Here is a 15,196-nt window from a genome sequence, read left to right as displayed (position 1 = left end):
TTTATTTGGCTTGTTCCTGATAGGTCAAATAAATATTTGCAAAAGCTTTTGCAGCTATAAGCATTGCTTTTTCATCAATATCAAACCTCGGATGATGATGCGGATAATCATTTCCCTCCAGATTCGCACCTGTCAGGAAGAAAGCACCTGGTTTTTCTAATAAATAATAAGCGAAATCTTCTCCGACCATTAACGGATCTGTAATCGCGGCAATGTCTACACCGTCAATTTCCTTTGTTGTCTGAAGGACAAGATCTGTCTGCTCTGGATGATTGATAACCGGCGGATATCCTTTAACATAGTCAAACGTATAGGAAGCGCCGAAAGAATCGCAAACCCCTTTTAGAATCTGCTCCATTTCTTGAATGATTTTTTCTTGCACTGCTGTATCGAAATGTCTGACGGTTCCGACCAATTTAGACTGGTCGGCAATGATGTTAAAGGCATTCCCTGCTTCAAAAATACCAATTGAGATAACGGCAGATGATAATGGGCTTAATCGTCTGCTCACAATTTGCTGGAGTTGGGAAACTGCCTCAGCACCAATCACGATGGCATCCTTTGTATCTTGCGGAATAGCGCCGTGACCGCCCTTTCCCTGAATCGTAATTTCAAACCGGTCCGTACCTGCCATGATTGCCTGATGTGTAGAATAAATACTTCCAAGCGGCAGGGTTGCCCATAAGTGTGTGCCAAATACAGCATCTACATCTTTCAGAGCACCAGCTTCAACAATCGGTTTCGCCCCGCCGGGAGCATATTCTTCTGCATGCTGATGAATAAAGACAATACTTCCTTCCAAGTCATTTTGAAACTCCTGCATTACTTTTGCAAAGGTAAGCAGGGTAGCAGTATGCCCGTCATGACCGCAAGCATGCATAACACCCGGAATCTGGGATTTATAGGGAACATCCTTCTCATCCTGTATCGGCAGTGCATCAAAGTCAGCCCGGAAAGCAACGGTTTTGCCCGGCTTTGCCCCTTTTAATGTTGCTACAATACCGTTACCGCCAACATTTTTTTCATATGGAATACCTAATTTTTCATAATAGTTTGCGATGTATTTAGCAGTTTCTGTTTCTTGAAATGACAGCTCAGGATGCTGATGCAAATATCTGCGGATGTCTACCATTTCTTCATATGTGTTATCAAGGAGTGAATGAATTGCTGATAACATGTTAATCACCTCTTTCAATTGATAGCCTTGTGACTCAACTTTCGCACCTAAGAATAAGCATATATATCTTGCTATTCCAGAATGAACATGTTTTCGATTACCATGCTTGCTTTTTGGTTAAATATCCGGCCTTTTTGGAGATTAACTCCTGTTTCTATGGAAATAAAGTTATTTTTAATGTGCGAAAGTTGAGCTTATAAAAAATAGAGAAAAGCCTTCTAATTTCAATCTCTTTCATTATATCACTAATCCATGTAGCTGTAGAACAAATATTTCGAGGATTAAAATACTTGCTTATGTCTGCAATATAAAAACCATGAAGCAATCGCTTCATGGTCAGGAAGAAGTTCATATCAATTGTTTTTAATGGATACGCGGGTCTTCTAATAGTCTCTCTATTTCTTCTTTATGATGTGTTTCATCAGAGATCAAGTCCTCTAATTTCACAACCAGCTCTGTCAGCCCCAGTTCCTCAGCCTGTGCTTTTCTTTTTTCATAGCGCTTGATCGTATCTGTCTCAGATTGAAGGGAAGCCTTCAATAAATCTACAACTTGGGAAGGCTGCGGTACAGAAGCTGCTTCTGTAGTCGGAGTGCCGCCAAGTGATTTGATTTTTTCGGATAAATAAAGTGCATGTCCTAATTCGTCTGTTATTTCTGATTCAAAAAATGGTTTCAGCGCGGACCTGTATAAACCTGAGACAACGGATGCGCTGTACGTATACTGGATAGCTGCAGCGTATTCATTCGATAAATCTTCATTTAATCCGTCAATTAATTCTTGTAATTTTGCATCCATACTTTATCACCCTTCTTTATGATTTTTACTTCTTTATATATATTTCCCATTGTTATTTTTGTCAAACCTGTTTAGCATAAAAAAAGAGAACAGAAAAGGAGAGATTATATGAAAAATAAAACAGCAGCAGTTTTGTTCAGCGTATGGATGGCTGCTTGTTTACTTAGTATTGTCTGGATAATACAAATAAAACTTGATATTTTGCCATATACCGATCAATGGACCAGAGGAATCGTTCCTCATGTGCATGGAACAGGTTTATTTGATTTTTTTAGAGTGATTACGGAGTTAGGCTCTTCGCATGTGCTTATCCCGATAGCCATTGCTGCAGCGGCAGGACTTATGCTGTTGTATAAGCATTGGTATCCGGCGCTGTTGCTTTTAGGAGGAACGTTATTTGCGCATTTACTTAATACATGGATAAAGCAGCTTGTAGCCAGAGAAAGGCCGAGTGTCTCTGTTACTTTAAATGCTGAAGGATTTAGTTTTCCATCGGGACACAGTATGATTTCCATGGTTTTTTACGGGCTGCTGGCTTATTTACTATGTAAAAAAATACATTCAGAGAAAGGAAAGCTGACGGTGCAGATTCTATCAGGAATGCTCGTTTGTTTAATCGGAATCAGCCGCTATTTTATTAATGTACATTATATAACAGATATTATCGCCGGATTTACAATTGGTTTTGCGCTGCTTTATATTTATATTCGTATAGATAAAAACGTCTCAGACTTAAGACGGAGAAGAGAACCTGCTTAAGCTGGTTCTCTTTTAATCCTATTCTGAAGTAAAATAGAGTCATAGAGAAAGGGGTTGATGAAACACATGAGGAGGGTTTTTTCTTATTTTATAGCAATTTGCTTCATTTGGATTGGAATCATGTTAATTGTAAACAGTTTAAATATAGATGGTTTTGAATTAAATTTTGGCTGGACATATATTTATCCATTATTCTTTGTGGTTGCCGGAGCTGTGCTGCTGGGAAGTGCTGTAATCAGAAAAGGCGGCAGGTGGATGATAGGCACGTTCTTGCTCATTTTTGGGGGACTCTTGTTAGCAGATCGGTTTGGGCTGGTTGATTTTACATTTTGGAATGTGTTTAAGCTCTGGCCGCTGATTCTGATTTTTATAGGAATCAGTCTATTTCGCGGACTTCATTTTTTGACTGTGTACAGCGGCAGTTCGAAAAAACAAAAAAAAGATCGCTGGTACGCCTTCTCTGAACCTAAAAAGAATGATGCAACATTCACGATAGGTGATATGGAGAAGAAGGGAAACTGGAATTTGGAGCCGATGAATATTAGCACCATGGTAGGCAATTTTTATTTAGACCTAACTGATGCGTATATCCCGGATGAAGAAACAGAAATAAATATTCGTTCGCTGGCGGGCGACGTCACTATCCTGATTCCCGGAGAAGTGGAATTTCAAGCCAAAGCAGCAGCTAAGGCTGGAGATATCAATATTTTGGATGAGGAATCGACAGGAATCAATACATCCTTGTTTTATAAAACGGATCAGTTTGAAACTGCTACCAAAAAATTATTTATCGACATTCGCTTAAAGGCAGGCTCTATTCGGGTAGACCGAGTATAAGATGGGAGGGGGAAGAAAATGAAACGTTGGGGAAAAAGTATCCGATTCAGCTTTATAAAATCTCATCTTTATGTTTTATTTTTAACAACATGCATCCTGCTGGCTATTATTCTATCCTTATTTGTTATTTTGGAGCCGGACTGGCTAACGGCACAAAGTATCTTTTTATTTATCGGCTTATATATTATCATTGGATTTATTTTGTCCCTGCAGGCCGGATTTACACAAATCGGTAATTTATTAAAAATTCGTTTAGATGCTATCTCCATCCAAATTAAGCAATTTGCCAACGGAAATTATACTTCTAAAATCACGAATGTTCATGAGGATGTGGATGAAACAGATCGAATTATTGCTGAGCTGAATGATTTAGGAGATAAATTGCAACGGCAAGTGGAGTCCTTACAGCGGATGGCCGATGAGAAATCAGATTATGCGAAATCAGCACATAAAGCAGCAGTTATTGAAGAACGGCAGCGGATTGCCCGGGACCTTCATGATGCTGTCAGCCAGGAGCTTTTTGGGCTGGCAATGCTATCAGAGACAGCATTAAAGCTATTTGATAAAAATCCTGCTACAGCGAAAGAGCAAATGGAGGAAGTCGTACATTCTGCGCATCAGGCACAGGCGGAAATGCGTGCATTATTGCTTCATTTACGGCCGGTTTATCTTACCGGCGGAGAAACGTTAGAAGAAGGCATTCAGAAATTAATCGATGCTTTAGAACAAAAAAGCAATCTGACATTCCAAATCGATATGGATGAAGGCTTAGATTTAAAAGAAGTAGTCGAGGAGCACATTTTTCGAATTATTCAGGAATCCTTATCGAACATCCTGCGGCATGCGAATGCAAATATGGTTCAGGTAGAAATAAAACAGAGGCAAGAAGAGCTTTATGTCCGTATTGAAGATGATGGCATCGGCTTTGAATCAGATGATCAGCAGAATAATAAAGCTTCTTATGGTCTGAAAACAATGAAGGAACGCAGCGAAGAATTAGGTGGAACATTTACCATTCGTTCCAAAGAAGGGCAGGGTACATATATTTATATTCGAATTCCCAATCAAGGGAATGAAAAAGGGGAGAATGTATTATGATTCGTGTAGTTATCATTGATGATCATGATGTAGTGCGTAAAGGAATTATTTCTTTTTTACAGACGGAGGATGATATTGAAATTGCAGGGCAAGCGGACAGCGGATTTAAAGGAGCTGAGCTTGTTATCCAGGAGAAGCCCGAAGTCGTGCTGATGGATTTAATTATGGAAAATGGAAATGGTATCGAAGCAACCAGACAGATCATGACTTCTTATCCAGAATGCAAGGTGATTATTTTGACATCCTATTATGATAATGAACAGGTAATCCCTGCCTTGGAAGCAGGAGCATTCAGCTATTTGCTGAAAACCTCTAATGCACAGGAAATTGCAGAAGCTGTACGAAAAGCAGCCAAAGATGAAAATGTGATTGAACCAAAGGTTGCTAACACAATGATGAACCGTTTTCGCACCCCTGCGAAAAAACCCCATGAAGATCTGACCGAACGGGAATTAGAGGTGCTGCTATGTATTGGAGATGGAATGACCAATCAAGAAATCAGTGAAAAACTCTATATCGGGATTAAAACGGTGAAAACACATGTAAGCAATATTTTAAGTAAGCTGGAAGTGAATGACAGAACCCAGGCTGCTGTTTACGTGCACAGGAATCAATTATTTAAAACAGCAGGAGATTGATTCGCTTTACTTTACATGAAGATACGCCCCTCACAAAAAAAGGTTGTCCGCAGGGGAACAACCTTTTTTTGATAAAACGATTATTACGTGGAATTGTCCAAAAACAACCTTCTGAATGAATGTTTGTTTTCTGTATTTATTCTTCCTTCTCATGCATATGCCCTGAAATAACAAACGGGCGCTCCATAAAGTAGCTCGGCTGTTTTGCCTGCTGCGAATCATGAGCTTTTTTAAATTGATCGGAGCTTTTCCAGTTCTCAAAATCAGCGAACGATTTCCACTGTGTTAAAACCACATATTTACTTGATTTTTCCTGACGTAAAAAACGCCATGCTTGAAAGCCTTCCATTTTTTCAATGCCGCTGTCACTATGCTTCATACGATATTCAAAGGCGGGGCTGCTGTCTTCTGAGATAGGGAGATGATTCATAACCACATACCCTTCCTTAGATAATTCGCCAACCGATTTTAATACATCAAAGGCTTGACCGGCTGAAAAAATATTTTTAAAGCTGTTTTCATAATAGGCGATACCGCCATCATTACTGGCGATAAAGTAAAAGTCAATATGCTTATGTTTTTTCTCCAATGTTTCTAAAAAATGAATCGTTCCTCTGGACATAAATGCTTTCATAAAATTCCTCCTTCAATTGTCGACCTTCTTTGAATATCTACTTATAATTAAATTGTACACAAATACAAATAATATTGAAAATAATACCCTTTTGTCGAATGTACTTGTAATTTAAGGATGTCCATTCTTTATCAAAAGATGAGAATAACGTATAATGAATGCGTATATGCTACTTGAGGTGAACTTATGAGAAGCGAGCGAAGAAATGAAAAAAGAAACGAACGCAAAAAACAGCAGAAGAATGTTTTTCGACAAAAAATCAAATGGCTGGGAATAGCCGTCGCTGCTGTTTTTCTTTTATTATTAAGCGGCTATGGTCTGCTCATTTTAGGCGGGAAAATGATTGCCAATGAGGAAGATTTACAGCTTGATTTGACGACCACTATCCGCACAGAGGATGGAGAAGTTATCCGGACATTATACAACGAGAACAGAGAGTATGTTTCAACAGACCATATACCAGACCATGTTCTGGAAGCATTTGTTGCAGTGGAAGATCGCCGGTTTTATGAGCATCAGGGAATTGATCTGCAGTCGATCAGCAGAGCTGTTTACCGTGATATTTTAGCGAGAAGCAAAGTAGAGGGCGGAAGCACCATCACACAACAATTATCTAAAAATCTTTTTTTGTCAAATGATAAATCCTGGACAAGAAAAATAAAAGAAATGATGGCGTCACTTTATCTGGAGCGCAGACTCAGCAAGGACGAGATATTAGAGTTATATGTGAACCAGGTTTACTTTGGAGAGGGAGTATATGGCCTGCAGAAGGCTTCAGAATATTTCTTTTCAAAAGATGTTGATGAGTTAACGATATCTGAGGGAGCACTGCTTGCCGGGTTAATGAAGGCACCCAATGGATATTCGCCTTTAAATCATCCTGATAAAGCAGCAGAGCGCAGAAATGTTGTTTTAATGACCATGGAATCAGCCGGCTTTATAGATGAAGAAACAATGGCTGCAGAGCAGGAAAAAGGATTAGGAATCAATCTGAAAGAAGAAGAAAGAGGAACGAATCCCTGGGTCGACAGCTATGTTGATATTGCTATAAAAGAGGCTGCGGAAGCGCATGACTTAAGCTTTGCCGAATTGCAAAGCGGAGGCTATGATATTACTGTCTATATGAATGAAGATTTTCAGCAGGTTGCTTATCAGAACTTTCAAGAGGATGCTTTCTTCCCTGGGAATACAGAGGGGACAGAGGGAGCCTTTGTTATGCTGGATAAGAATAACGGACATATTGTCTCGGCTATCGGCGGACGGGATTATAGCTTTGGTGATTTAAACCGGACAAATGTACAGCGGCAGCCGGGGTCAACCTTTAAACCAGTTGCTGTGTATGGACCTGCGTTGATGCAGGAAGACGAGTATAATCCTTATACAATTATCCCTGATCAATATATGGATATAGACGGGTATGAAGCAACCAATGTTAGTGGAGAATATAAGAATAACATAACGATTTATCAAGCGATTGTTGAATCAACAAATACCTCTGCAGTCTGGCTGCTTAACGAAATTGGAATAGACAATTCGAAATCCTATCTGGAGAAAATGGGGATGCCAATCGAGGATAAAGGATTGTCGATTGCACTGGGAGGTTTAAATAAAGGGGTCACGCCTCTGCAAATGGCTCAAAGCTTCCAGACCTTTGCAAATAATGGAGAAATGTCGAAAGCGACAGCAATAGCGGAGATAAAAGACCGTAACGGGGAAGTTCTTTATCAGTCGGAATCAAGCAGCGAAGAAGTATTTACCCCGCAGGTTGCCTGGGATATGACAGAAATGCTTAAAGAAACCGTCCGGACAGGGACAGCAAGCTCCGGCTACTATGGTAAGGAGCTTGCTGGGAAAACAGGAACAACACAGCATCCAGCTGTTGACGGAGCGTCAAAGGATGCCTGGTTTGTAGGCTATACACCCGATTATGTTACGGCTATGTGGATGGGCTATGATCGGTCTGATGCAGAGCATTATTTGACAGGAGGAAGTTCTTACCCGACGTCCTTGACCAAAAAAATATTGACCGATATCGATAACCAGACGGGTTCTGGATTAACAGCGTCCTTTGAGATGCCAGAAGGTGTAGAAGCTTTGCCGGAGCCGATTGATTTACCAGTCATCGAGCATGTAGATGCAAGCTATACCTTTGGCGGATTTGCTTTATTGAAAGGAAAGCTTAGCTGGGAAGGCTCCACAGATGATCGAGTCGTCTACCGTATTTATAAAGAAGAAGAAGGTACAGATGAGCTGGTCGGAGAAGTGGAAGGAGAAACAGAATTTATCGTTGATGATGTTTGGTTCCGCAACGAAACGTATTATGTCGTTCCGGTTGATCCCATTACCAATATGGAAGGTTCACATTCCACATCCGTATCCTTTTTCTAATATCTTGCCGGTTCGTTTTATCACGGAGAACCGTCCGTAAAATCTCGCCTCAAAATAAAGCGTAAAGATAAATTTATTTATGCGGGAGATAACGGACGCTAACTCCCTGAATCACTTAGGCTAACCCAGTGGGAGAAGAACAAAACTCCTACTGAGTGAAGTTTCGTTTTATAAGTAATATCTTTTTAGAATGATTATAAAATGAGACAATTTGATGACAAACAAATCGTAACCCTATACAGAAATGCGATAAATAGATATAGTTAGAGATGGAAAAAGAATATAAAGGATGAACGTTGCATGGCAAAAGTAAAAAATACAACTATTTTAGACGCATATCGCGGAAAGAAAACAGACTACACGCCAGCTTGGTTTATGCGCCAGGCTGGAAGGTCCCAACCAGAATACCGGGCATTAAAAGAAAAATATTCCCTGTTTGAAATTACTCATCAGCCGGAGCTTTGTGCTTATGTTACAAGACTTCCGGTAGAAAATTACGGAGTGGATGCGGCGATTCTTTATAAGGATATTATGACGCCTCTGCCGGCTATCGGGGTAGATGTAGAAATCAAAAGCGGAATTGGACCAGTGATTGACCAGCCAATCCGGAGTATGCAGGATATAGAAAAGCTTGGTGAGATCAATCCGGAAAGTGATGTTCCTTATGTGCTGGATACCATACGCCTGCTGACAGAGGAACAGCTTGATGTACCATTGATCGGCTTTTCCGGAGCGCCGTTTACATTAGCGAGCTATATGATTGAAGGCGGACCTTCAAAAAACTATACGAAAACAAAAGCGTTAATGTATCGTGAACCACAGACTTGGTTTGCATTAATGGATAAATTGTCAAAAATGATTATTCGTTATGCAGAAGCGCAAATTAAAGCTGGTGCAAGTGCGATTCAAATCTTTGATTCTTGGGTCGGCGCATTAAACGTGGAAGATTACCGTTATTTTATGAAACCAGTCATGATGGATATTTTTTCAGCGTTAAAAAAATATGATGTACCGCTGATTACCTTTGGTGTAGGAGCAAGACATCTTCTGCTCGAGTGGAATGACCTGCCTGTCGATGTCATTGGCCTGGATTGGCGCACTTCCGTGGAAGAAGCGAGAAGCTTAGGTGTAACGAAAGCACTACAAGGAAATCTGGACCCTGCAATTTTACTTAGTAATTGGGAGACAATTGAAAAAAGAACGAAAGCGATTCTTGATCAAGGAATGAACACAGAAGGCTATGTCTTTAACCTTGGTCATGGTGTTACTCCTGATATTAAGCCGGAAACCTTAAAACGGCTGACAGATTTTATTCACAGCTATTCCAACCAAAATTGAGGAACAAACCCGGGCTAATGAAGCCCGGGTCAAACAGTTAAATCCTATCTGTCAAACAGATGTATAAAATGGTATAGTTTCTAACTACGGAATAACAAAATGTAACGAGGTGTATTGGAAATGGAAAAAAAGAAATTAGGATTATTAGTAATGGCATACGGTACGCCATATAAAGAAGAAGATATTGAACCTTACTACACACATATTCGTCACGGCAGAAAACCTGATCCAGAAGCCTTACAGGATTTAAAGGATCGTTATGAAGCAATTGGCGGCATTTCCCCTTTAGCAAAAATAACAAAGGAACAAACAAATGCTTTAGAAAACAAGCTGAATGAAGTACAGGATGAATTTGAATTTAAAGCATATATCGGTTTAAAGCATATTGCTCCATTTATTGAGGATGCCGTAGAGGAAATGGCAAAAGACGGTATTGAAGAAGCAGTTTCCATTGTTTTAGCGCCACATTATTCTACATTCAGCGTGAAATCATATAACGAACGGGCGAATAGTACTGCTGAAAAACATGGTATAAACATTGAATCTGTACAAGATTGGTATACGGAACCGGGGTTTATTGACTTCTGGGCAAAAGGTGTGCAAAATACCTTTGCAGAAATGCCTGCCGAAGAAAAAGAGAATGCGGTATTAATCGTATCTGCCCATAGCCTGCCGGAGAAAATTCTTCAAAATGGCGATCCATACAAACAGCAGTTAGAGGAAACAGCACAATTAATAGCAGAAGCTGCTAATGTGAAAAATTATGAAGTAGGCTGGCAAAGTGAAGGCAACACACCAGATCCTTGGCTTGGACCGGATGTACAGGATTTAACTCGTGAATTGTATAACAAAGAAGGGTACAAAGCATTTGTATATACACCTGTCGGATTTGTAGCAGATCATCTTGAGGTGCTATACGATAATGATTATGAATGTAAAGTGGTCTGTGATGAGATAGGAGCAAGCTACTACCGTCCGGAAATGCCAAATGCCCGTCCAGAGTTTATTGAAACGTTGGCAAATGTCGTATTAAAAAAAGTAAAGGCTGCTTCCTGATGGATAGAAAAAAAGTAGTTGTTCTGGGCGGCGGAATGACAGGATTATCTGCCGCCTATCACCTGCAAAAACAGGTGAAATCAGCAAAGCTTCCAATTGATATTACATTAGTGGAGGGCTCTAACCGACTGGGCGGACGCATTCATACGATAAAAAAAGACGGGTTTACGATTGAAAAAGGTCCAGACTCCCTTTTAGCACGTAAACCATCTGCAATGAATTTGGCAGAGGAATTGGGTATACTTGATCAAACAAGACGTAATTCTACCGGGCAGTCCTTTATGCTGATTAAAAATCGGCTCCATAAAATGCCAAAGGGTGCATTTATGGGTGTGCCAAAAGAAGTTGGACCGCTCCTGCGTTCAAATTCCTTTACTTTGACAGGTAAAATCCGTGGATTAATGGATCTGATTATACCAAGAAAAAAACGGACCGGGGATGAGTCATTAGGACATTTTATGCGTCGCCGTTTTGGAGATCAAGTAGTAGATAATCAAATTGATCCGTTGCTTTCCGGAATTCATTCTGGTGATATTGATCAAATGAGCCTGGAGGCAATTTACCCTGTTTTTGGAAAGATGGAGCAGGAATACGGCAGTGTCATGAAAGGACTCCGAAAGACCACGTCGAAACCGGTTAAAAACAGCAAGCCTGCCCAAGGACAGTTTTTCTCTTTTACAAATGGTTTACAGACGCTTGTTGATGCACTTGAAGCAAAGCTGGATACGGTGAAAATCCTCCGTGAAAATAAAGTGAATCATATAGAGAGGAAAGAAGCAGGTTATCATCTTCTATTAGATTCCGGAGAGGTGTTAGCAGCAGATTTTGTTTTAGCAGCTGTTCCGCATACTCAGGTTCCCAGAATGCTGAGTAAGCATCCAGCGCTGCAGGAATTATATGCTATTCCGGCGACATCCACAGCAAATGTCGTACTCGCTTTTGATGAAAAACAAATTAAGCGTGATTTAGACGGAACCGGATTTTTGGTTACTAGAAATAGTAATTACCGCTTCACTGCATGCACGTGGACCCATCGTAAATGGGAAGGAACTGCACCTGCAGGGAAAGCTTTACTGCGCTGTTATGTCGGTAAACCTGATGATCAGGAGATTGTAAAAGAATCCGATGAGACGCTGGTGGATATTGTGTTGAAGGATTTAAATAAAGTAATGAAAGTAAAGGGAAAGCCTTTATTTTATGAGATTACTAGATTTATTGAGGCAAGACCACAGTACCACACAGGGCATTTAGAGCTTGTCAGCAGAATCCGGGATTATGTGGCCAGTCAGCTTCCAAACCTGGAGCTGATTGGCAGCTCTTATGACGGTACGGGACTTCCGGATTGTATTGAGCACGGACAAAAGGGTGCAGAATTGGCAATAGAAGCATTGACTCAAAATAAATAAGTTGAATATATGACTTAAAACAGCTATGGAATGTTTGGTTCTGTGGCTGTTTTTCTTACGGACAGAAGTAAATAAATGATAGAATGAAGAAAAATAACTTGTTCTTAAAAAAAAGCATTCGTTTATCATGAAACTACGTAAGAATAAATGCGAATGAAAGAGAAAGAGGAGGGGGAGCAGCTGCTATATAATCAAATCAATCAAGAGATCATGATTTCGTTGCTGGAAGAAAACGATGCAGAAAACTTATTTTATTTAGTCAGCGACAACAAAAATTTTTTAAGCAACTGGTTATCCTTTCCATCTGTAACCAATCAGATGGAGGATTCCAAAAGTTTTATTAAAAGGTCCTTATTTCGTTTCGTAAATAAAGAGGGCTTTTGGGCCGGGATATGGTATAAGGAAGAATTAGCCGGTTCCATCGGTTTCTTATATTTTGATTGGAAAGTAAAGAAAACGGAAATTGGATACTGGCTGGGAGAACCATATACAAATAAAGGAATCATGACACATACCTGTGCTGCAATGGTGAATTATGCATTTCACGAATTGGGATTAAATAAAGTAGAAATTAAAACCGCCGTAAGTAATAAAAAAAGTGCAGCGGTCCCCGAAAGACTGGGATTTAAACTTGAAGGAACCATACGGGCAGATGAAATGATAGGGGATACAATTCATGACCGGGAAGTATATGGGATATTGCGAGCTGAGTGGGACAGGTGAGGCGCAGCTTTTCTTAAAGATGGGACTGCGGTTACCAATGTTGTCAGATTAATAAATTATATTAATTTTGATACAGATAGTAATAAAACCGTCGTAGCGGACATCTCTTCGGCGAGAACACGGATGTTTTAAAGCCCAAGCAATATTCTTGGTTTTTTAAAAAATACCAAAAAGCCAGACTGGCATAGTACCCGTCTGGCTTTTTGGCGGAGTTGGGATTGTGATTACCAATGTTGTCAGGTTAATGAAAGCATTAAAGCTTAAAAAAATTACTCCGAATAGCTTACGATTAATTCATCAATTAATGAACCGACATAATCCACCGCAATTTCGATATTTTTTGGATTGGACATATCAATGCCTGCATCGTTAATTAAGTCAAGCGGACGCTTGGTACCGCCTGATTTTAAGACGTTTAACCAGTCAGCCACAGCAGGCTGTCCTTCCTCACGAATCCGCTTAGCCATTGTTGTTGAAACGGTTAAACCGGCAGAGTAGGTATATGGATACAGACCCATATAGTAATGCTGCTGACGCATCCAGGTTAAGCCGGCACCATCATCAAAAGTGACGGTGTCTCCCCAGAAGGATTCTAATACTTGATGCTTCTCTCTGCATAAAACATCAGCTGTTAACGGAATACCTTTTTCAGCCAAATCATAAACCTTACGCTGGAATGCACCTTCTAATAGATGTGTAATAAAGTTATGATAATAGGTTCCCAATAATTGAGTGATTACCCAGCGTTTCATCCGCGGATTATCTTTGTTTGCGCGCATTAAATGATCAGCGAGCAGCAGCTCATTTAATGTAGACGGTGCTTCAATAAAATAAGTTGATGGACGTGTATTAAAAAGTGTCTGGTTTTTACCGGCTAAATAGAAGTGGCCGGCATGCCCTAATTCATGTGCAAGAATAAAGGCGTTGCGCATTTTATCAGCCCAGGTTACCAGAATATATGGATGTGCTCCATATGGGCTCGAACAGAATGCGCCGCTTGCTTTACCAACATTTTCAGCACGGTCTACCCAGCGGTCCGATAATGCTTTTTTCATTCCTTCGATATATTCCGGCCCCATCATATCGAGTGCGTTTAAAATGGTCTCGGAAGCCTCTTCATAGGATGTACTCGGATTAAACGCAGGGTCCAGCGGCGCTTTTAAATCACTGAATCGCAATTCTTCCAGCCCGAGCTTTTCTTTTAGTAATTTCGCGTATTTCTGCATGTGCGGAGCTAATTTTTCCTGGATAACATCTAATTGATTATGATACATTTCCGTGGTTACCTGCTGTGGTGCTAAAAGCATATCCGTAACAGAATCATATTTTCTTAACTTGGAAAGCTGTACCTGTTTTGTAATCTCTGTCTGATAGGTAGCAGCAAACGTATTTTTATATTGTTCCAATGTTTCTATAAAGGATTCGTAGGCGTTTCTTCTCAGTGCGGTATCCTCTGAATATTCGTAGCTTTCTTCGTATAACGGTTCACTCATTGGCTGTGTTTTTCCCTGGCTGTCTGTTACACTTTTGAACTGCATATCGGACTGTTTACTTCGTGAAAAGATATTGTGTGGAGCTTCTAAAACTTCGCCGAGGGCAGATAAGGCTTCCTCTAATTCAGGTGAAAGGATATGCTCCTTCTGCTCTAAAATATCAAACAAATATTTCCGATATGTTTCAAGCTCAGGCTCATCCTTTATAAACTGCTCGATTTCAGATGAAGTCAGGCTAAGAAGCTCTGTTTCAAAGAAGGAAATCTTGGAACGGATTGCAGCAAGAGCAGCTCCGCTCTTTGCAGCAGCTCCCTGATTAGCCGGATCGCTCCCGTCTGCACTTACTAATAAATCTGCATAAACGGCAACATGAATAACCTTCTGCTGGTAAGCTTCTGCAGTATTAATAGCATGTAATAAAGTGTTTGCATTTTCAGAAAGCTTTCCTTTGAAAGCGGTAATTTGGTCAGCTTCTTCAACAATGTCCTTCAATGCTTTTTCCCAGCTTTCTTTGTCTGGAAAAAGATCTGTTAAATCCCATGTCTGTTCAACAGGAACATCTTTCCGATATCTTCTGCTTTCTTCTGTCATCGTCATTCCTCCCAAATGCTTGAAATATTACTGTCTATCAAAGAAAATATAGATACAGCAATATGTTAGCCATTAATTCGATTACCTAATTAATTATAGTACACAGAAGGGGAAAATTATAGCATTTTATCACAGAAGCAATAAATGTGCAAAAAAAAAAGAATAGCCGAGTACAGGCTATTCAGGAGAAGGATATAACTTATGGGAATTCTTCATATTAAACAGAGCGAGAATAACAGTAATGCCTTGCTATTGGTTTT

13 protein-coding genes are annotated in these 15,196 nt (G+C 40.1%); 9 read left to right on the top strand and 4 right to left on the bottom strand.

The annotated features are described in order from the left end of the window. Nucleotide 1: 1 nt before the first annotated feature. Nucleotides 2–1,177, bottom strand: a complete 1,176-nt coding sequence (locus tag MKX55_RS13485) for a M20 family metallopeptidase (RefSeq protein WP_339233217.1) — start codon at nucleotides 1,175–1,177, stop codon at nucleotides 2–4. 363 nt (nucleotides 1,178–1,540) lie between these two features. Further along, a complete protein-coding gene (locus MKX55_RS13480) occupies nucleotides 1,541–1,975 on the bottom strand; it encodes a ferritin-like domain-containing protein (RefSeq protein ID WP_042534623.1) in 435 nt (144 codons plus the stop codon). A 108-nt stretch (nucleotides 1,976–2,083) separates the two neighbouring features. On the opposite strand from MKX55_RS13480, the gene MKX55_RS13475 reads away from it, so the two are divergent. From MKX55_RS13475 to MKX55_RS13460, 4 genes are all read left to right on the top strand, one after another. After that, on the top strand, nucleotides 2,084–2,734 hold the full coding sequence (locus MKX55_RS13475) for a phosphatase PAP2 family protein (RefSeq protein ID WP_339233215.1): 651 nt from the start codon (nucleotides 2,084–2,086) through the stop codon (nucleotides 2,732–2,734). A 120-nt stretch (nucleotides 2,735–2,854) separates the two neighbouring features. Beyond that, nucleotides 2,855–3,571: a cell wall-active antibiotics response protein LiaF gene (gene liaF / locus MKX55_RS13470; protein WP_175297068.1), complete on the top strand. Its 717-nt coding sequence runs from the start codon at nucleotides 2,855–2,857 to the stop codon at nucleotides 3,569–3,571. 18 nt (nucleotides 3,572–3,589) lie between these two features. Next, entirely contained in the window at nucleotides 3,590–4,669 is a 1,080-nt protein-coding gene (locus tag MKX55_RS13465; protein ID WP_339233214.1) for a sensor histidine kinase, read from the top strand. Next, nucleotides 4,666–5,307, top strand: a complete 642-nt coding sequence (locus tag MKX55_RS13460) for a response regulator transcription factor (RefSeq protein WP_339233213.1) — start codon at nucleotides 4,666–4,668, stop codon at nucleotides 5,305–5,307. The genes MKX55_RS13465 and MKX55_RS13460 overlap by 4 nt, the downstream gene beginning before the upstream one ends. A gap of 136 nt (nucleotides 5,308–5,443) precedes the next feature. On the opposite strand, the gene MKX55_RS13455 is transcribed toward MKX55_RS13460, so the two are convergent. Beyond that, complete coding sequence (locus tag MKX55_RS13455; RefSeq protein ID WP_339233211.1) at nucleotides 5,444–5,941, bottom strand: antibiotic biosynthesis monooxygenase; 498 nt, start codon at nucleotides 5,939–5,941, stop codon at nucleotides 5,444–5,446. Between the two features lie 186 nt (nucleotides 5,942–6,127). On the opposite strand from MKX55_RS13455, the gene MKX55_RS13450 reads away from it, so the two are divergent. The 5 genes from MKX55_RS13450 (at nucleotide 6,128) to MKX55_RS13430 (ending at nucleotide 12,852) form a co-directional block, all read left to right on the top strand. Beyond that, nucleotides 6,128–8,329 (top strand): PBP1A family penicillin-binding protein, encoded by a 2,202-nt coding sequence (locus MKX55_RS13450; protein WP_339233209.1) that lies wholly within the window; start codon nucleotides 6,128–6,130, stop codon nucleotides 8,327–8,329. A gap of 300 nt (nucleotides 8,330–8,629) precedes the next feature. Further along, nucleotides 8,630–9,667 carry a uroporphyrinogen decarboxylase gene (gene hemE / locus MKX55_RS13445; RefSeq protein WP_042534614.1) on the top strand — a complete coding sequence of 346 codons (1,038 nt, stop codon included), beginning with the start codon at nucleotides 8,630–8,632 and terminating at the stop codon, nucleotides 9,665–9,667. 120 nt (nucleotides 9,668–9,787) lie between these two features. Then, nucleotides 9,788–10,723, top strand: a complete 936-nt coding sequence (gene hemH, locus MKX55_RS13440; protein WP_339233207.1) for a ferrochelatase — start codon at nucleotides 9,788–9,790, stop codon at nucleotides 10,721–10,723. Next, a complete protein-coding gene (gene hemY, locus MKX55_RS13435; RefSeq protein ID WP_339233206.1) occupies nucleotides 10,723–12,129 on the top strand; it encodes a protoporphyrinogen oxidase in 1,407 nt (468 codons plus the stop codon). The genes hemH and hemY overlap by 1 nt, the downstream gene beginning before the upstream one ends. A gap of 153 nt (nucleotides 12,130–12,282) precedes the next feature. Then, nucleotides 12,283–12,852, top strand: coding sequence for a GNAT family protein (locus MKX55_RS13430; RefSeq protein WP_339233205.1), 570 nt, complete (start codon nucleotides 12,283–12,285; stop codon nucleotides 12,850–12,852). Between the two features lie 269 nt (nucleotides 12,853–13,121). Here the strand turns inward: MKX55_RS13430 and pepF are convergent, their stop codons facing one another. Beyond that, complete coding sequence (pepF, locus tag MKX55_RS13425; protein WP_339233203.1) at nucleotides 13,122–14,942, bottom strand: oligoendopeptidase F; 1,821 nt, start codon at nucleotides 14,940–14,942, stop codon at nucleotides 13,122–13,124. Nucleotides 14,943–15,196: the final 254 nt, after the last annotated feature.

The organism is Oceanobacillus sp. FSL W7-1281, from assembly GCF_037969835.1.
Lineage (GTDB): Bacteria > Bacillota > Bacilli > Bacillales > Amphibacillaceae > Oceanobacillus > Oceanobacillus oncorhynchi.
This window is presented reverse-complemented; position numbering and strand designations above follow the sequence as displayed.

Coding starts and splice junctions, on each gene's coding strand:
- hemH (WP_339233207.1), top strand. CDS start 9,788: ATGGAAAAAAAGAAATTAGGATTATTAGTAATGGCATACGGTACGCCA.
- MKX55_RS13450 (WP_339233209.1), top strand. CDS start 6,128: ATGAGAAGCGAGCGAAGAAATGAAAAAAGAAACGAACGCAAAAAACAG.
- MKX55_RS13485 (WP_339233217.1), bottom strand. CDS start 1,177: ATGTTATCAGCAATTCATTCACTCCTTGATAACACATATGAAGAAATG.
- hemY (WP_339233206.1), top strand. CDS start 10,723: ATGGATAGAAAAAAAGTAGTTGTTCTGGGCGGCGGAATGACAGGATTA.
- MKX55_RS13475 (WP_339233215.1), top strand. CDS start 2,084: ATGAAAAATAAAACAGCAGCAGTTTTGTTCAGCGTATGGATGGCTGCT.
- MKX55_RS13430 (WP_339233205.1), top strand. CDS start 12,283: ATGAAAGAGAAAGAGGAGGGGGAGCAGCTGCTATATAATCAAATCAAT.
- MKX55_RS13465 (WP_339233214.1), top strand. CDS start 3,590: ATGAAACGTTGGGGAAAAAGTATCCGATTCAGCTTTATAAAATCTCAT.
- liaF (WP_175297068.1), top strand. CDS start 2,855: ATGTTAATTGTAAACAGTTTAAATATAGATGGTTTTGAATTAAATTTT.
- MKX55_RS13455 (WP_339233211.1), bottom strand. CDS start 5,941: ATGAAAGCATTTATGTCCAGAGGAACGATTCATTTTTTAGAAACATTG.
- pepF (WP_339233203.1), bottom strand. CDS start 14,942: ATGACGATGACAGAAGAAAGCAGAAGATATCGGAAAGATGTTCCTGTT.
- hemE (WP_042534614.1), top strand. CDS start 8,630: ATGGCAAAAGTAAAAAATACAACTATTTTAGACGCATATCGCGGAAAG.
- MKX55_RS13480 (WP_042534623.1), bottom strand. CDS start 1,975: ATGGATGCAAAATTACAAGAATTAATTGACGGATTAAATGAAGATTTA.
- MKX55_RS13460 (WP_339233213.1), top strand. CDS start 4,666: ATGATTCGTGTAGTTATCATTGATGATCATGATGTAGTGCGTAAAGGA.